The organism is Stenotrophomonas geniculata (assembly GCF_034508895.1).
GTDB classification, from domain to species: domain Bacteria; phylum Pseudomonadota; class Gammaproteobacteria; order Xanthomonadales; family Xanthomonadaceae; genus Stenotrophomonas; species Stenotrophomonas geniculata.
Map to the genome: position 1 here is coordinate 1,397,085 of NZ_CP140571.1, position 16,326 is coordinate 1,413,410.

General features: G+C 67.2%; 21 protein-coding genes. 11 read left to right on the forward strand and 10 right to left on the reverse strand.

Translation table 11 applies throughout. From position 1 onward, the window contains the following. The first annotated feature begins 111 nt into the window (after positions 1–111). Both fabA and fabB read left to right on the forward strand, forming a co-directional pair. Positions 112–627, forward strand: a complete 516-nt coding sequence (gene fabA / locus RI032_RS06580; RefSeq protein WP_010484110.1) for a 3-hydroxyacyl-[acyl-carrier-protein] dehydratase FabA — start codon at positions 112–114, stop codon at positions 625–627. Further along, on the forward strand, positions 627–1,835 hold the full coding sequence (gene fabB, locus RI032_RS06585) for a beta-ketoacyl-ACP synthase I (protein WP_049410445.1): 1,209 nt from the start codon (positions 627–629) through the stop codon (positions 1,833–1,835). Before fabA ends, fabB begins: the two co-directional genes overlap by 1 nt. 97 nt (positions 1,836–1,932) lie before the next feature. On the opposite strand, the gene RI032_RS06590 is transcribed toward fabB, so the two are convergent. The 3 genes from RI032_RS06590 to RI032_RS06600 are packed head-to-tail and all read right to left on the reverse strand — an operon-like array spanning position 1,933 to position 4,375. Continuing rightward, positions 1,933–2,616, reverse strand: coding sequence for an HAD-IA family hydrolase (locus RI032_RS06590; protein WP_197657385.1), 684 nt, complete (start codon positions 2,614–2,616; stop codon positions 1,933–1,935). Continuing rightward, the gene (locus tag RI032_RS06595; protein ID WP_134958089.1) at positions 2,613–3,314 is read right to left on the reverse strand and encodes a pseudouridine synthase; all 702 of its coding nucleotides are present in this window, start codon (positions 3,312–3,314) and stop codon (positions 2,613–2,615) included. The genes RI032_RS06590 and RI032_RS06595 overlap by 4 nt, the downstream gene beginning before the upstream one ends. Further along, the gene (locus RI032_RS06600) at positions 3,311–4,375 is read right to left on the reverse strand and encodes a methyltransferase (RefSeq protein ID WP_197657386.1); all 1,065 of its coding nucleotides are present in this window, start codon (positions 4,373–4,375) and stop codon (positions 3,311–3,313) included. The genes RI032_RS06595 and RI032_RS06600 overlap by 4 nt, the downstream gene beginning before the upstream one ends. A gap of 157 nt (positions 4,376–4,532) precedes the next feature. Here RI032_RS06600 and RI032_RS06605 point away from each other — a divergent pair, with 157 nt between their 5' ends. Next, complete coding sequence (locus RI032_RS06605) at positions 4,533–4,796, forward strand: hypothetical protein (RefSeq protein ID WP_005407925.1); 264 nt, start codon at positions 4,533–4,535, stop codon at positions 4,794–4,796. Between the two features lie 70 nt (positions 4,797–4,866). Here the strand turns inward: RI032_RS06605 and RI032_RS06610 are convergent, their stop codons facing one another. Both RI032_RS06610 and RI032_RS06615 read right to left on the reverse strand, forming a co-directional pair. After that, positions 4,867–5,160 carry a DUF3247 family protein gene (locus RI032_RS06610; RefSeq protein WP_010484115.1) on the reverse strand — a complete coding sequence of 98 codons (294 nt, stop codon included), beginning with the start codon at positions 5,158–5,160 and terminating at the stop codon, positions 4,867–4,869. Positions 5,161–5,203: 43 nt separating this feature from the next. Further along, positions 5,204–7,192: a hybrid sensor histidine kinase/response regulator gene (locus tag RI032_RS06615; protein ID WP_126559672.1), complete on the reverse strand. Its 1,989-nt coding sequence runs from the start codon at positions 7,190–7,192 to the stop codon at positions 5,204–5,206. Between the two features lie 245 nt (positions 7,193–7,437). Between RI032_RS06615 and RI032_RS06620 the strand changes: the two genes are divergently transcribed. Next, positions 7,438–8,001, forward strand: a complete 564-nt coding sequence (locus tag RI032_RS06620) for a DUF3016 domain-containing protein (protein ID WP_010484117.1) — start codon at positions 7,438–7,440, stop codon at positions 7,999–8,001. A 139-nt stretch (positions 8,002–8,140) separates the two neighbouring features. Here the strand turns inward: RI032_RS06620 and alr are convergent, their stop codons facing one another. Continuing rightward, positions 8,141–9,208 carry an alanine racemase gene (gene alr / locus RI032_RS06625; RefSeq protein WP_010484118.1) on the reverse strand — a complete coding sequence of 356 codons (1,068 nt, stop codon included), beginning with the start codon at positions 9,206–9,208 and terminating at the stop codon, positions 8,141–8,143. Continuing rightward, positions 9,187–10,491, reverse strand: coding sequence for a D-amino acid dehydrogenase (locus RI032_RS06630; RefSeq protein ID WP_057503516.1), 1,305 nt, complete (start codon positions 10,489–10,491; stop codon positions 9,187–9,189). Before RI032_RS06630 ends, alr begins: the two co-directional genes overlap by 22 nt. A 149-nt stretch (positions 10,492–10,640) precedes the next feature. On the opposite strand from RI032_RS06630, the gene RI032_RS06635 reads away from it, so the two are divergent. After that, positions 10,641–11,120: a winged helix-turn-helix transcriptional regulator gene (locus RI032_RS06635; protein WP_005407919.1), complete on the forward strand. Its 480-nt coding sequence runs from the start codon at positions 10,641–10,643 to the stop codon at positions 11,118–11,120. Positions 11,121–11,176: 56 nt separating this feature from the next. Here the strand turns inward: RI032_RS06635 and RI032_RS06640 are convergent, their stop codons facing one another. Both RI032_RS06640 and RI032_RS06645 read right to left on the reverse strand, forming a co-directional pair. Beyond that, positions 11,177–11,359, reverse strand: a complete 183-nt coding sequence (locus RI032_RS06640; RefSeq protein WP_010484120.1) for a hypothetical protein — start codon at positions 11,357–11,359, stop codon at positions 11,177–11,179. Positions 11,360–11,502: 143 nt separating this feature from the next. Continuing rightward, positions 11,503–11,880 (reverse strand): hypothetical protein, encoded by a 378-nt coding sequence (locus tag RI032_RS06645; protein ID WP_019337991.1) that lies wholly within the window; start codon positions 11,878–11,880, stop codon positions 11,503–11,505. Between the two features lie 140 nt (positions 11,881–12,020). Between RI032_RS06645 and msrB the strand changes: the two genes are divergently transcribed. The 5 genes from msrB to RI032_RS06670 all read left to right on the forward strand — a co-directional run bounded on the left by msrB (position 12,021) and on the right by RI032_RS06670 (position 15,251). Continuing rightward, positions 12,021–12,488 carry a peptide-methionine (R)-S-oxide reductase MsrB gene (gene msrB, locus RI032_RS06650; protein ID WP_010484122.1) on the forward strand — a complete coding sequence of 156 codons (468 nt, stop codon included), beginning with the start codon at positions 12,021–12,023 and terminating at the stop codon, positions 12,486–12,488. 91 nt (positions 12,489–12,579) lie between these two features. After that, on the forward strand, positions 12,580–13,434 hold the full coding sequence (gene motA, locus RI032_RS06655; RefSeq protein WP_005407915.1) for a flagellar motor stator protein MotA: 855 nt from the start codon (positions 12,580–12,582) through the stop codon (positions 13,432–13,434). A gap of 3 nt (positions 13,435–13,437) precedes the next feature. Beyond that, a complete protein-coding gene (motB, locus tag RI032_RS06660) occupies positions 13,438–14,376 on the forward strand; it encodes a flagellar motor protein MotB (protein ID WP_010484123.1) in 939 nt (312 codons plus the stop codon). A 97-nt stretch (positions 14,377–14,473) separates the two neighbouring features. Then, positions 14,474–14,962, forward strand: coding sequence for a hypothetical protein (locus RI032_RS06665; RefSeq protein ID WP_010484124.1), 489 nt, complete (start codon positions 14,474–14,476; stop codon positions 14,960–14,962). A gap of 13 nt (positions 14,963–14,975) precedes the next feature. Then, positions 14,976–15,251 (forward strand): DUF4031 domain-containing protein, encoded by a 276-nt coding sequence (locus tag RI032_RS06670; protein ID WP_322548022.1) that lies wholly within the window; start codon positions 14,976–14,978, stop codon positions 15,249–15,251. 107 nt (positions 15,252–15,358) lie between these two features. Here RI032_RS06670 and RI032_RS06675 read toward each other — a convergent pair whose 3' ends face one another. After that, positions 15,359–15,901 carry a DUF6630 family protein gene (locus RI032_RS06675; RefSeq protein ID WP_010484126.1) on the reverse strand — a complete coding sequence of 181 codons (543 nt, stop codon included), beginning with the start codon at positions 15,899–15,901 and terminating at the stop codon, positions 15,359–15,361. A 90-nt stretch (positions 15,902–15,991) separates the two neighbouring features. On the opposite strand from RI032_RS06675, the gene RI032_RS06680 reads away from it, so the two are divergent. After that, complete coding sequence (locus tag RI032_RS06680) at positions 15,992–16,240, forward strand: DUF3297 family protein (RefSeq protein ID WP_032128750.1); 249 nt, start codon at positions 15,992–15,994, stop codon at positions 16,238–16,240. The last annotated feature ends 86 nt before the right edge of the window (positions 16,241–16,326 follow it).

Genomic DNA, 16,326 nt, shown 5'->3' on the forward strand with positions numbered 1-16,326 from the left:
TCCATTGAAAACACTACGGTTGCGTACGGTTGAAATGTTTGATCGGCGCAGTTTCCACGGGCATCCTCGAGCGCTTGTTTCCCTGTTTCCCCGCTTCCAGGATTGTGCTTCATGACCCGTCTCCACGCGTTCAACCGCGAACAGCTGCTGGCCAGCGCACGCGGTGAACTGTTCGGCGCCGCCGCCGGCCGTTTGCCCAACGATCCGATGCTGATGTTCGACCGCATCACCGACATCCGCGAGGACGGCGGACCGCATGGCAAAGGCATGGTACGCGCCGAACTGGATATCCGCCCGGACCTGTGGTTCTTCGGCTGCCACTTCATCGGCGACCCGGTGATGCCCGGCTGCCTGGGCCTGGATGCCATGTGGCAGCTGACCGGCTTCTTCCTGACCTGGCTGGGCGCCCCCGGCAAGGGCCGCGCGCTGGGCTGTGGCGAAGTGAAGTTCACCGGCCAGGTGCTGCCGGACGCCAAGCTGGTGCGCTACGAGATCGATATCAGCCGTGTCATCAACCGCAAGCTGGTGATGGCCCAGTCGGACGCGCGCATGTACGTGGATGACCGCGAAATCTACAGCGCGCGCGACCTGCGCGTCGGCCTGTTCACTGAAACCGGGAGCTTCTGATGCGTCGCGTCGTCATCACTGGCATGGGCATCACGTCCTGCCTCGGCAATGATCTGGATACCGTTTCGGCTGCGCTGCGCGAAGGGCGCTCGGGCATCACCGCCCTGGCCGACCACGCCGAAGCGGGCCTGCGCAGCCAGGTCGGCGGCCGCGTCGACCTCGATCTGGACGCGCTGATCGACCGCAAGCAGAAGCGCTTCATGAGCGATGCGGCGGCCTTCGCCTATCTGGCCATGCGCGATGCCATCGCCGATGCCGGGCTCAGCGCCGAGCAGGTCAGCAATCTGCGTACCGGCCTGATCGCCGGTTCCGGTGGCGGCTCCAGCGAGTGGCAGATCGGCGCGGTCGACCTGCTGCGCGAACGTGGCGTACGCAAGGTCGGCCCGTACATGGTGCCGCGCACGATGTGCTCGACCGTTTCGGCCTGCCTGGCCACGGCCTACCAGATCAAGGGCGTCAGCTATTCGCTGTCGGCCGCCTGCGCGACCTCGGCGCACTGCATCGGCGCTGCCGCGGACATGATCCGCCATGGCGCGCAGGACATCATGTTCGCCGGTGGTGGCGAAGACCTGCACTGGTCGATGAGTGTGATGTTCGATGCGATGGGCGCGCTGTCGACCAGCTTCAACGAGACCCCGGCCAGCGCCTCGCGTCCGTACGACAAGGACCGCGACGGCTTCGTCATCGCCGGCGGCGGCGGCATGCTGGTGCTGGAGGACTACGACCACGCCGTTGCACGCGGCGCACACATCCACGCCGAACTGATCGGCTATGGCGTCACCTCCGACGGCGCCGACATGGTCGCCCCGTCCGGCGAAGGTGCGGTGCGCTGCATGAAGATGGCGCTGCAGGGCGTCGATCGTCCGCTGGACTACCTCAACACCCACGGCACCTCCACGCCGCTGGGCGACGTCACCGAGCTCAATGCGATCCGCGAAGTGTTCGGCGATGCGGTGCCGCCGCTGTCCTCGACCAAGGCGCTGTCGGGCCATTCGCTGGGTGCGGCCAGCGTGCACGAGGCGATCTACTGCCTGCTGATGATGCGCGATGGCTTCGTTGCCGGTTCGGCCAACATCGGCGAACTGGACCCGAAGGTGGAGAGCTTCCCGATCCTGCGCGAAAGCCGCGAGCAGAAGCTGGATACGGTGATGTCCAACAGCTTCGGCTTCGGTGGCACCAACGCCGCGCTGGTGTTCGGGCGGGTGTGATGGGGGCAGGTGTGCCGACCAACGGTCGGCACCCACCAATAGATGCAGAGCCGAGCCATGCTCGGCTCAGTGCCGGCCAACGGTCGGCACCTACCGCTTATTTCGGCAACAACGGCACCAGCAATGCGTGCGCGTCCACCAACGAGCCCACGATGCGGTGGCCCAGTGCGCGCAGCTCTTCATCAGGATGCACCAGGTCCGGCACCTGGATCACGGTCATGCCGGCCGCCAATGCTGCGCGCGTACCGGCCGGTGAGTCTTCCAGCGCCAGGCAGCGTTCCGGGGCCTGGCCCAGCCGCTGCGCGGCCAGCAGGTAGATATCCGGCGCCGGCTTCGGCCGCGCCACGTCGCCACTGGTGATCACCGCATCGAAGTACGGCAGCAGGCCAGCGGCCGTCAGCTTGCGGTTGGCCCGCGGCTGCCGCGTGGTGGTTGCCACCGCACGCGGTACCGCGTGCGCCTTCAACAGCTCCAGCAGCTCCAGGATGCCCGGCCGCAGCGGCAGGCCGGTCTGCGTGCGTGCTTCGTACAGCTCATGGCAGCGTGCAGCCACCGCCTCGATCACGCTGTCATCGATCCCCTGCGCACGCAGCAGCGCGTGCGTGTCGCGGTCACCGAGGCCGACCATGCGCAGGAACACTGCCTCGTCCAGGCCCAGTCCGAATTCGTCGGCGGCCTCGCTCCAACAGGCCAGCGAGACCCGCTCGCTGTCGATCATCAGGCCGTCCATGTCGAAGATGACGGCGTCGGGGAGGAACGGCAGCGCAGCGATGGTGGTCATGGAGCGAACAGCGTATCCAAGTCGGTGGAAGTGAGCTGCCGCCATTGCCCTTCGTCCAGCCCCTGCAGGTCCAGCCCGCCGACGCGGCTGCGGTGCAGGGCCTGCACGTGGTTGCCGGTGGCGGCGAACATGCGGCGTACCTGATGGTAGCGGCCTTCATGCAGCACCAGGCGCGCGCGACGCGCATCCACCACTTCCAGTTCAGCCGGCAGCAGGGGCGTCTTCTCGGACTCCAGCATCAGCGTGCCGCTGGCGAACAGCGCCACCTCGTCGCCGCGCAGGTCCTCGCTCAACTCGACCTCATAGACTTTCGGCAGCTTCGACTTCGGCGAGATGATCCGGTGCAGCAGGCCACCGTCGTCGGTCAGCAGCAGCAGGCCACTGGTCTCGCGGTCGAGGCGGCCCACTGTGGACAGCACCGGATCGCGGTCGCGGAAGCGCGGCGGCAGCAGGTCGTAGATCAGGCGGCCGGTGTCCTTGGTCGAGCAGGTGTAGCCGGCCGGCTTGTGCAGCGCGATCGACAGGCCCACCGGCGGGTCCAGCGGCTCGCCGTCGACGCGGATCGCCTCGTGCGGCACCTGGTCGTCGGCATACAGCACCTCGCCGTCGGCGTCGGTGACGCGGCCTTCGCGGAACATCCACTGCACCTGCTTGCGGCTGCCATAGCCCAGGTTGGCGATGTGCTTGACCAGCTTCACTTGCCCTTCCCCTTCACCGCTTCCACCAGCTTGAAGCCATCACGCTCGGCGATCACGCGCACCGCGCCAAAGCTCTCGTTGAGCGTGTACTCGTACGGCAGGTGGCGGTTGGCCACCACGTACAGGCGTCCGCCCGGGCGCAGCGCCTGCGCGGCCACGGCGATGAAGCGCTGGCCGATGTCCGGGCGATCGGCGCGCGAGGGCGTGTGGAATGGCGGATTGCTGATGATGACGTCGTAGCCCGGCTCGATGCCGGCGGTGACGTCCTGCCACAGGAAGCGCAGCGGCAGCGGACGCGGCGGCGGTGCCAGGTTCAGCTCGGCCAGTGCCAACGCGCGCTGCTCCGCTTCGTACAGGTCCAGCGCGGTGATCTTCGGGCAGCGCTCCAGCAGCTCGCGCGACAGGTAGCCGTAGCCGGCACCGAGGTCGGCGGCGCGGCCGGCCAGGTCGGCCGGCAGGTGCTCGGCCAGCAGCGCCGAGGCCGGATCGATGCGGTCCCAGGCGAACACGCCCGGGCGGCTGAGGAAACGGCCGCCGACGATCGGCCGCACCGCATCCAGTGCCGACCAGCGCTTGGCCAGGTCGGCGTCGTGCTGGCCCTGCATCGGGGCGGTCCAGTACACGCGGCAGTGGTTCTTGGTCAGGCTGCCGCCGAGGCCGGTCAGTTGCTTGAGGTCGCCCTCGCCCGAGCGTGCACCTTCGTTGTTGGACTGGCAGGCAACGATGCGGCCGCCGTCGGCGACCAGCGCCAGCGCACGGGCAAACAGCGCGCGGGCTTCTTCACGCTGGCGCGGCGGCAGCACCAGCACCAGCGGGTAACGGCCCTTGCCGGCCACATCATCCAGCTGGCCACTGACGGTCCAGCCGGCGGCCTGCTGCAGCGGCTGCGCGAACGGGGCGAAGCTCTGCTCGCAGTGGACCTCGCGGCTGCCGGCCGCTTCACGGAGCGGCCAGCCGTCGCGGGCACGCAGGAAGGCCACCGGGCCCTCCGGCCAGCGCAGGTCGCCTTGGGAGAACGGCAGGAACAGGGTCTGCAGGGGGGCGTCGTCGCTGGAGGCCATCGGCGCGGGTACTTCAAGCGTGAGGGCCGTCCATTGTACCGGCTTGGCCGGACCGGCCCCGGTATGCCGCTTTGCGAAACCCGAACGGGGCCTTGATCTGCCAGCAACATTGAAACGTTCAGGGTAGAGGCTCCCCCGGAAACCCAGGAGAACCTGCATGCGAGCCTTGTTCGTCGGTGGCGTGGTCGACAACAGTGAAATGGACCTGGAAGGCAGCCATCCGCCCGTGCATTACCCCGAGGACACCGGCGGCGGCCACTCGCGCTATCGGCTGCACCAGGTCGGTCATGGCGCCGACGGCAGCGTGGCCTATGCGGTGTACGGCGCACCGGACCTGGCCGATGACGAGGTGGCCCGGGTGGCGGAAGAACGCGCCTATGCGCGCCGGTTCGAGGCGACACCGACCTTGTTCGAGCACTGACACACCGGTAGCGCCCGAGCCCACGCTCGGGCGACGGCGCAGCCGAGCGTGGGATCGGCTCTACATCCGATCAAGGCGCCCTGGGTGGCAGACGGTTGACGCTGGCGATCTCGTCCAGCCACACATGGTGCTGCTGCACCGGCGTGTCGTAGTCATCCAGGCGCAACTGGCCGTTGCTGCCTTCGTCGCCGGCGTCGTTGCGGTACTGCTGCACGGTCGGTTTCACCGCCACGGTGCCGAGCAGGCGGCGACCATCGTGCAGGGTCAGCTGCACCTGCGTTTCGCCTTCCAGCTGCGGCAACAGGGCTTCCAGGCGCGCGATCTGCGCCGGATCGGTATGGATGCGGGGAGCTATACGGGACATCGGCGACCTCCTGCGTGCAGGGTCGCCGATCGGACGTGAATGCTCAGTGCAGCGCGCTGTCCGCGCGTGGCACCTGCACCTTGCGTACCGCAGCCACCAGCTGTGCCACCGAGTACGGTTTGGCGACATGTTCCTGGAAGCCTGACGCCAGCGCTCGGCGCCGGTCATCGGCGCGTGCCAGCGCGGTCACGGCAACCGCCGGCAGGGTCATCGCATCCACGCCCATGTCCTCGCGCAGCGTGCGCACCAGACCATAGCCATCCATGCCCGGCATGCCGATGTCGGTCAGCATCACGTGGTACTGCAGATGCCCGGTATCGGCCAGCAACGCCAGCGCTTCACCGGCCGAGCTGGCGGCCGACACACTCGCGCCCTGCTCTTCCAGCATGCGCCGCAGGTACTCCAGCACTTCCGGCTGGTCTTCCACTGCCAGCACATGCATGCCACGCAGCGGGTACGGTTCGACGATCACCGGCTCCAGGATCGGCCCGCTGATCACTTCGCGCAGCGGGCGTCGCTCGGCATCGGGAATGTGCTGCGGCAGGCGCACGGTGAAGGTGGCGCCGTGGCCATGGCCTTCGCTGGCGGCGGTGACGGTACCGCCATGCAGTTCGACCAGCTGCTGCACGATCGCCAGGCCCAGGCCGAGGCCGCCATGGCGTCGGGTGGTGGTGCCATCGGCCTGGCGGAAGCGGCTGAACAGATGATTGAGGAATTCGGGCGCGATGCCGTCGCCGGTGTCACGCACGGTGATCACCCAGTGGTTGCCATCGGCCTGCAGCCGCAGCTCGATGCGGCCTTCGGCCGGGGTGAACTTGATCGCATTCGACAGCAGGTTCCACAACACCTGCTGCAGGCGGGTGGCATCGCCCAGCACCAGGCTGGGCTGCTCCGGCAGCAGCAGGCTCACGTCCAGCGCCTTGCCTTCGGCGACGAGTTCCTGCGCACCGATGGCTTCGCCCAGCAGGTCGCGCAGGTCCAGTATCTCCACCTCCAGCTGCACCTTGCCCAGCAGCATGCTGCTGAGGTCGAGCATGTCCGAGATCAGCCGCTTCTGCGCACCGGCGCTGTTGGCGATCACATTCAGGCCCTTGTACAGCGGGCTGGTGTTGTCCACGCGCTGCAGCAGCAGCTCGCTCCAACCGAGGATGGTGGTAAGCGGCGTGCGCAGCTCGTGCGACAGCGTGGCCAGGAACTCGTCCTTCAACCGCGCCATGTTCTCGGCGGCACTGCGCGCGGCACGCTCGGACTGCAGAAGCTCCTCGCGGGCCAGCTCGATCTCGCGGCGTTCGGTCACGTCCGGGCTGCTGCCGGCCAGGCCGATGAAGCGGCCCATCCGTGAGAAACGCGGGCGTGCGTTCATCTCCAGCCAACGCCACTCGCCATCGGCGCGTCGGGCCCGCACCAGCGCATGCATCGACCGCTGCGCCTTCAGTGCTTCCTGCAGTTCGTACTCGAACACCGATGCATCGTCCGGATGCACCAGGCCGCGCCAGACATCTTCCGGCACGCGTGTTTCGTCACCGCCAAAGAACTCACTGAAAGCGCTGTTGACGAAACGGGCATGGCCGCGCTCGTCGAGCACCCACACCGGCATCGGCAGGCCGTCGGCCAGTGCGCTGAAGCGGGCTTCGCTTTCGCCCAGCTCCACTTCCATCTGCTTGCGTGCGGTGATGTCGAAGAACAGGATGCCGACCTTGTCTTCGCCCGGACGGCCCACGCGCACCGCATCAACCGCGAACGAGCGGCCCAGCGCACGCGCTTCCATCTCGAACTGGGCGGGGCGGCCACTGCGCGCGACCTCGCCGTAGATGCGGAACCAGTCCTGCTCGTGGCCCGGTTCCAGCGCCGTCATGCGCTGGCCACGCGCGTCCTTCAGGCCGGTGTGGCGCTCGAACGCATCGTTGACCTCGATGAAACGGTAGTCCACCGCGCGATCGCCCTCGAACAGCACCTGGATCACGCAGAAACCGGCGTTGATGCGCTCAAGCACGCCATGATGCAGGTCGGGTTCGGGCGCTGGCACCATCATCGGTGGGCGCTCCACGAGGGGCGGCAGTGTGGACAAGGGGCGTCTGTGCAGGCCGGATTGGAAGCACAGCATCTTCCAAAGCGCGTATTCACAGCGTCAAGCGCCGTCAGTCATGGTTGACGTCGATGAATTGGCGGCAACCACCCTTGCGCACGACGCAATCGGCCATTGCGGTGGCCCGGCCACAGGATCACACTCGATCTGTGATCAACATCGTCCCCAGCGCGGGGACGCAGGAGACCGTCATGAAACGCTCACTCGCGATTGCCCTGCTGGCAGGCGCCCTGGTGGCGGGCGGCGCCAACGCTGCACCGCGCACCGTGACCGATGCGGACGCGCCGCGCGCGTTGCAGGCCGATGGCCCGGTCAGCGTGAAATGGGAGGATCCGGCCAAATTCACCGAGATCCGCCAGAGCACCAACCGCTTCGAGGCCGAACGCGGTGACTGGGTACAGCAGCTGGCCCGCTACCTGCAGACCACCGCTGCCAAGCCGCTGCAGCCTGGGCAGACCCTCGATGTGACCCTGGTGGACATCAAGCGTGCCGGTGACTACGAGCCGTGGCACGGCCCGCGTGGCCGCGACATCCGGATCATGCGCGACATCTACCCGCCGCGGATCAGCCTGCAGTACACGTTGAAGGACGCCAGCGGCCGTATCGTCAGCGAGGGCGATGCGCGCCTCAGCGATACCGGCTACCTGCACAACCTGGGGCTGAAGAGCGACAGTGATCCGCTGCGCTACGAGAAGCGCCTGATCGATGACTGGGTGAAGCGCCAGCTGGCCAGCCAGGCCACCGCTGCGCGGTAATGCCGGGCGACGCGCCCCACCGGGCTGCCGCGGCAATGCCTGGCAACGCGACCCACCGGTAGGTGTCGACCTTGGTCGACACGCATTAGACGGCGCCGACCAAGGTCGGCCGCTACCGAAGCCGAGCGTGGGCTCGGCTCTACACGTACACCTTGGCCACGCGCTTGACCGCGCACGGCAGCTGGTACGCGCTCACGCCGCAACGCGGCGCCAGTTCGGACAGCGTCGGTGCGCTGCCCCACAGTTCCACCACGCTGCCGATGCCGGCCTGCGCATGTGCGGTCAGGTCCACCGTCAGCATGTCCATCGACACGCGCCCGATCAGCGCACCGGGCTGGCCGTCGATCAGCACCGGGGTGCCATTCGGGGCGAACTGCGGATAACCGTCGGCATAGCCGAGCGCGACCACACCCACGCGGGTGCGTGCCTTGGCCACGAAGCGTGCGCCATAACCCACCGGCTCACCCGCCTCGATCCAGCGCTCGGCGATCACCTTCGACTGCATCGTCATCACCGGGCGCAGGCGCTCGGTCAGTGCCGTGTTGTCCGGCAGCGGATTGGCGCCATACAGCATCAGGCCCGGGCGCACCCAGTCGCTGCGTACATCCGGCCAGCCCAGCAGCGCCGGCGAGTTGCACACGCTGGTCTCGCCGTCCAGGCCGTCGATGGCCCGCGCGAAGGTCGCGGCCTGTTCGTGGGTGCGTTCGCTGTCCAGCTCATCGGCGCGCGCCAGGTGGGTCATCAGCACGATGCGCTCGACCTGCGGCAGCGCCGACAGGCGTGCATGCGCGGCACGGAAGCTGTCCACGTCCAGGCCAAGGCGATGCATGCCACTGTCCAGCTTCAGCCACACCGTCAACGGGCGCGGGCTGTCGTAGGCAGCAACGGCCTCCAGTTGCCACGGCGAACCGACGGCGAACCAGAAGTCATGCTCGGCCACCAGCGCCATGTCGCTGGGCTCGAAGATGCCTTCCAGCAGCAGGATCGGCGCACGGATGCCGGCCTGGCGCAGCTCCAGTGCCTCTTCGATGGTAGCCACGCCGAAACCATCAGCCTCACCTTCCAGCGCCTGCGCACAGCGCACCGCGCCATGCCCATAGGCATCGGCCTTGATGATCGCCAGGGCCTTGCCACCGCCCAGTTCACGGGCGAGCCGGTAGTTGCTGCGCAGGGCGCCCAGATCGATCAGCGCGCGGGCAGGACGCATGTGCGGTTCTCTTGTTGCGGCGCGTGACCGTACTGGCCGTAGCGGAAAATATCCAGGCCTTCGGTGCTGATCTGCGGCTGGCGCGCGCTCATCAGGTCGGCCAGGTAGCGACCCGAGCCGCAGGCCATGGTCCAGCCCAGCGTGCCGTGGCCGGTGTTGAGGTACAGGTTGCGGAACGGCGTGGCGCCGATCACCGGCGTACCGTCCGGCGTGGCCGGGCGCAGGCCGGTCCAGAACTGCGCACGCGACAGGTCGCCGCCCTTCGGGTAGAGATCGCTGACCACCAGCTCCAGGGTTTCGCGGCGGCGCTGCGACAGCGACAGGTCGAAGCCGGCCACTTCGGCCATGCCACCGACGCGGATACGGTCGTCGAAGCGGGTCACCGCCACCTTGTAGCTCTCGTCGAGAATGGTCGAGGTCGGCGCCATCGCCGGGTCGGTGATCGGCAGGGTCAGTGAGTAGCCCTTCAGCGGGTACACCGGCAGGCGCATGCCCAGCGATGCGACCAGCGCCGGCGAATAGCTGCCGAGCGCGACCACGAAGCGGTCGGCGGTTTCCAGCTTGCCGTCGATGCGCACGCCGGTGATGCGGTCGCCATTGAACTCCAGGCCGGTGATGTCCTGGTCGAAGCGGAACTCGACACCGGCATCCACGCACATCTGCGCCAGGCGGCGGGTGAACAGCTGGCAGTCGCCGGTCTGGTCACGCGGCAGGCGCAGCGCGCCGACCAGGCCATCGACGTGGGCCAGGGCCGGTTCGGCCTGGATGATGCCGGCGCGGTCCAGTACCTCGTACGGCACGCCGTACTGGGCCAGGATCTCGATGTCCTGCGCCGAGGCATCCAGCTGCTGCTGGGTACGGAACAGCTGGGTGGTGCCCAGGTCGCGGCCTTCGAATTCGATGCCGATCTGCGCACGCAGCTCGTTCAGGCAGTCGCGGCTGTACTCGGACATGCGCACCATGCGCGCCTTGTTGATCGCGTAGCGCTCATGGGTGCAGTTGCGCAGCATCTGCCACAGCCAACGGTACTGGGCCAGGTCCATGCCCGGCTTGATCGCCAGCGGCGCGTGCTTCTCGAACAGCCAGCCGATGGCCTTCTTCGGCACGCCCGGGGCCGCCCACGGCGAGGTGTAGCCGAACGACAGCTGGCCGGCATTGGCGAAGCTGGTTTCCAGCGCCGGGCCGGGCTGACGGTCGATGACCGTGACTTCAAACCCGGCCTGTCGCAGGTACCAGGCACTGGTGGTGCCGATCACGCCGCTGCCGAGAACTAGGACTCGCATGGGACTTCTCCAACCCGATCATTCCCTGCACTGGAGCGTGCCGGGACCATAATTGGGGAAGTATAGACAGCCATTACCAGTTGATTTGCCTGTTTTGAAATCAACCGGCAGGATGTTCTCCTGCAATTCATTCCCCAAGGTTGACGGCCATGGCCACCCGTACCCGCGAACTGGACAAGATCGACCGCAAGATCCTGCGCATCCTGCAGGCCGAGGGCCGCATCTCCTTCACCGAACTGGGCGAGCGGGTCGGCCTGTCGACCACGCCATGCACTGAGCGCGTGCGTCGATTGGAGCGCGAAGGGGTGATCACCGGCTACCACGCCCACCTCGACCCGGCCGCGGTGAAGGCCAGCCTGCTGGTGTTCGTGGAGATCAGCCTGGCCTACAAGTCCGGCGACATCTTCGAGGAGTTCCGGCGCGCGGCGCTGAAGCTGCCCAACGTGCTGGAGTGCCACCTGGTATCGGGCGACTTCGATTACCTGCTGAAGGCGCGGATCAGCGAAATGGCCTCCTACCGCAAGCTGCTCGGCAGCACGTTGCTGACGCTGCCGCATGTACGTGAGTCGAAGAGCTACATCGTGATGGAAGAAGTGAAGGAAACGCTGAGCCTGCCGATTCCGGATTGAGGCGCTCGCAGGATGGGGTCAGAGCCCGCGGTGCGGGATCCGACCCCCGGAGTCCCTCAGCGCTGCTGCGGATGCTTCTGCGAGCGCTGTTCCTGCTGCTTGCCGCCCTTGTGCGGCTGCGGCTCCATCTGCTGCTGTTGTTGCTGCTGTTGCTGCTGCGGGTTGCGGCCCTGCGGTTCCTTGCCGGGATGACGGTTCTGCTGGTTTTTCATGATCGCGATCCAGTGGACGAAGGACATGCGGCGGCGGAATGCCAGCGCAGGGCCACGGTGGTCCCGGAACGGTTAACCGCAGGCGAAAAAGCAGTGATCGCCAAGAGGCTGTTTTCGTGCGTTCAGCCCGCACGACGCGCAGGAGCTGCCAACCTTGCTTGGCCCATAGGTCAGCGCTTGATCTGCTGGCCATCACCGGCAGGCACGCTGTCGTAATAACGGCCTGTACGCGAGTCGAACACGCGGTTCGGGCCGGCCGGGCGCACGCCAGGCACGATGCGGCCATTGCGGTCATAGACCTTGTCGGCCGGCTTCGGTACCGGCGCCGGCGCGATCCGGGCGGGGCCGGTGGACTTGATCGGCTGTGCCGGCTGCGGCGACGGCAGCACCTGCGGCTGCGGGCGGGCAGCCTGTGGCGGAGGTGCCACCGGTTGCGGTGCCACGGTGGTGGCACTGCGGGTGGCGGTCGGGCTCGACGACGTCGGTACCTGGGCCTGCGCAACCAGGGGCAGCAGGCCCATCAACAGCAGGGGAAGGCTCGGTTTCATGTCACGCTCCGGCGTGGATCGCATTCACCTTGCGCCTGCACCTGTGTGCCGCCCATGAACGGCCATCACACTTGCAAGCGCGCGCCGGCACCCCCACGTTTTCCGGCATCCCCAGGCCATCGACCCCACGGAGCGCCGCCATGACCGCCTTCGACCTGACGCCCCCCACCGCCACCCAGACCGAGGCGCTGGTCGCCGGTCTCAGCGGCGAGGAACGCCGCGTGCTGCTGCAGCACGGCACCGAGGCGCCGTTCTGCGGCGTATTCCTCGACAACAAGCGCGAGGGCGTCTACTGCTGCCGTCTGTGCGCACTGCCGCTGTTCCGCTCCAGCACCAAGTTCGATTCCGGCACCGGCTGGCCCAGCTTCTTTGCCCCGTTCGACCCGGCGCACGTGCGCGAGATCCGCGATACCAGCCACGGCATGGTGCGCACCGAGATCACCTGCGCGCGCTGCGGCAGCCATCTGGGCCACGTGTTCCCGGACGGTCCGCCGCCCACCTACGAGCGCCACTGCCTGAACTCCGTCTCACTTTCGTTCACCGGCAATGGCGAGCCCTGGCCCGACCCGTTGCAGCGTGGCGGCGCGGAAAGCGGCGTGGCGGGCTGAAACATTCCGCTGACCGGTTTCACAGAATTCCCTCTTCAGAAAACCGGGCGACGGGCCGACAAGGAGATATCCCCTCTCCTTGCGTCGCCCCATGCTCATCATCGTTGGATTCCTGGTCGTCATCATCAGCGTGATCGGGGGCTATCTCGGTGCCCACGGCCGCCTGGGTGCCCTCTGGCAGCCCTACGAGCTGGTCATCATCGGCGGCGCCGCGCTCGGCGCCTTCCTGGTCGGTACCCCGGCCAAGACGGTCAAGCAGACCCTGCAGGCCATGGTCGGCGTGTTCAAGGGCCCGCGCTACAAGCAGCAGGACTACATCGATGTCCTCAGCCTGCTCTATGAACTGCTCAACAAGGCCCGCCGCGAAGGCTTCATGGCGCTGGAAGACCATGTCGAGCGGCCGGCCGAGAGCGCGCTGTTCGGCAACTACCCCAAGGTGCAGGCCGACCACCACCTGATCGACTTCATCACCGACTGCCTGCGCCTGATGATCGGCAGCAACATCGAGCCGCACGAGCTGGAGCCGCTGCTGGAACTGGAGCTGGAAAAGCACCACGCCGAGGCCATGGCGCCGTCGCAGGTGCTGACCAAGGTCGCCGACGGATTGCCCGGTTTCGGCATCGTGGCGGCGGTGCTGGGCATCGTCATCACCATGGGCTCGATCGGTGGCGACATCGTCGAGGTCGGTGGCCACGTGGCCGGCGCGCTGGTCGGCACCTTCCTCGGCATCCTGCTGGGCTATGGCTTCGTCGGCCCGATGGCAGCGGCGATGGAGGCCCGCGCCGAGCAGGACAGCCGCATCTACGAATCGGTGAAGACCGCCCTGCTGGCCTGCCTGCGCGGCTACAACCCGAAGATCGCGCTGGAATTCGCCCGCAAGACGCTGCCGTCGAACGTGCGCCCGGCCTTCTCCGATTTCGAGCAGCACCTGAAGACGGTCAAGTAAGCCATGGCCGAGACCAAGCCCACCGTCATCGTCCGCCGGGTCAAGAAGGCCGGCCACGCCGCCCATCATGGCGGTTCGTGGAAGGTGGCCTATGCCGACTTCGTGACTGCGATGATGGCGTTCTTCCTGGTGCTGTGGCTGATGGCCACCACCAACAAGAACGACCGTGCCGCCATTTCCGAGTACTTCCGCAACCCCAGCCCGCTGAGCGGGCAGAACGCCACGCCGGCACCCGGCATGGCCGGCCCGGGCGGCGCCAGCACCTCGATGATCAAGCTGGGCGGTGCCACCGACGTTTCGCGTGGCAACAGCAACGATCCCTTCCAGAACCAGAAGGAAGCAGTACCGCAGCCGGTGGACCAGCAGCAGCGCGACAAGCAGCAGCTGGAACAGCTGATGAAGGAGCTGCAGGAAGCGATCAGCAGGAGCCAGGCGCTGGAACCGTTCAAGGACCAGCTGCTGCTGGACCTGACCCCGGAGGGCCTGCGCATCCAGATCGTGGACAAGCAGAACCGGCCGATGTTCGACCTTGGCAGCGCCACGCTGAAGCCGTACACGCAGCAGATCCTGCACGAGCTGGCCGAGTACCTGAACCATGTGCCGAACCGGATCAGCCTGACCGGTCACACCGACATCACCGCCTATTCCGCCGCTCGCGGCTATGGCAACTGGGAACTGAGCGCCGACCGTGCAAATGCCGCACGCCGCGCGCTGATCGATGGTGGCCTGGACGACAGCAAGATCACCCGCGTGGTCGGCCTGTCTTCGTCAGTGCTGTTCGACAAGGTCGACCCGCAGAACCCGATCAACCGCCGCATCAGCATCGTGGTGATGACCCAGGCCGCCGAAGCGGCCGCCCTGGCCGGTGCCGGGCCACAGGTGGGGCTGTCGGCGCCGACCGCCGACCCGGACGTGCAGGCCGCGCAGGGTGAGGCGCACTGAACCGGGGTCAGATCCCTTTCCCCTGGAAAGGGATCTGACCCCACCTGCGTGCGGCCGCTACAATGGCGGTCTTTCCGTTTCCAGGTGACCCCACCCCATGTCCCAGAACTCCAAGGCCAAGCGCGACAAGCGCAAGAAGCAGCAGGCCAAGCGTCCGTTCCTGCGCCTGAACGCCCAGCAGCAGGTGCAGAACCATGCCGTGCTGACCAACGAAGACGGCCAGGTGGTCGCCGCCATCGGCCTGCAGGGCCGTGAGTGGCTGCTGGCCATCGGCGGCCAGACCATGGGCAACGCCGAAAACCCGGTGCCGATGCTGGCCATGCTCAAGCACCTGTCCAACGTGCAGGAAAAGGAAGGCCGCAAGGTCAACCTGGAGTACTCCGAGCTGCTGCAGAAGCTGCTGGACACCCTGGCAGCCGAATCCGAGCAGACCGCTGACGAGTACCTGGACAAGCTGGTCGCCGAGTTCGAGACCGTGGAAGCCGAAGAAGGCGAAGAAGCCGCTGAGGCCGCCGAAGGCGAAGTGGTTGAAGCTGCTGCCGAGGCCACCCCGGCCGCTGACAGCGACAGCAAGCCGCAGGCCTGAACCGGCCGCGGCGGTGACGGTCTACGTCGATGACGCGGTGCATCCCTGGCGCGGACAGCGCTGGGCGCACCTGATGGCCGACACCCTGGCCGAGCTGCACGCGATGGCGGCGCAGCTCGGCATTCCACCGCTGGCCTTCCAGAACAAGGCCAGCGGTGCCCACTACGACGTCACCGCCGAGCTGCGCGCGCAGGCCATCGCGCTCGGTGCGCGGGCGATTTCCCGGCACGCCGACCGTGACCTGGTCAAAGCGGTGATTGCCAACGCCAGGGCGCAGTACCGGCCGTAGGCGCGCTGCCGTTTGCCTCCTGTAGAGCCGAGCCCATGCTCGGCTGCTCTACGCGGACTGCAGCCGAGCGCGGGCTCGGCTCTACATGCGCAGCGCTGCCGGCCCGTTCAGAACGGGTCGCTGCCCAGGCGGATTTCCACGTTCAGCAGCGAGCACAGCGCCAGCATCGCGTCGTCGTCGCGGGTCAGCGCCATCACACCGGTGAAGCCGTCGCTGCCGGCATCCACGCTCCACAGCGTGTAGTTGTGCTCGCGCAGGCGGTCGAAGGCGGTGGACATCAGCTGCACGCCGTCCAGGTCTTCGGCGAAATCCTCGTCGTCCAGGTCGCCACCCCAGTCCAGCTGCAGGTTGAAGCGCGCAGACAGCTCGTTCACCGCCGACTGCAGCGAATCCAGATCATCACGTTCCACCTCGAAACCGGACTGCCAGGCGATGGCCGTGAACAGGGCCGGCAGCCAGTCACTGTCTGCCTCCAGCGGCTGCCCGTCCTCGGCCAGGTGCTCGCGCCAGCGGTTGAACTGCTGCAGGGCAAGCTCTTCGTCGCCCGGGTTGATCAGCACCAGCAGGTTCCAGACCCGGGCCTCGAAGCCGTCTTCGTCGAAGTCGTGGATGTCTTCCTCGAAGTCGAAATAGTCGCTGTTGTCGGGCATGGCGGAACTTCCTCTGGGGCAGGCCGGCATTCTACGGTTTATCCTGTGCCGCTGAAGCCGGCCTTGGTGGCCGTCACTGTGAATGAAGCGATGAGCGATACCCCTCCCGACCACCTGGCGATCAACCCGGCCAGCCCCTTCCATGATGCGCAGGCGCTGGAGCGCGGCGTCGGCGTGCGTTTCAACGACGTCGAGCGCGACAACGTCGAGGAATACTCGGTCAGCGAAGGCTGGATCCGCGTGCAGGCCGGCAAGGCCCGCGACCGCCGCGGCAACCCGATGACCATCAAGGTCAAGGGCAAGGTCGAGGCGTATTTCCTGGACCAGAAACCGGAATAACCGGCACCGGCATGTAGAGCCGAGCCTGTGCTCGGCTGCTTTTCGTTCCGGGTTCATGACGCCTGAAGCAAGCGTAGCCGAGCATG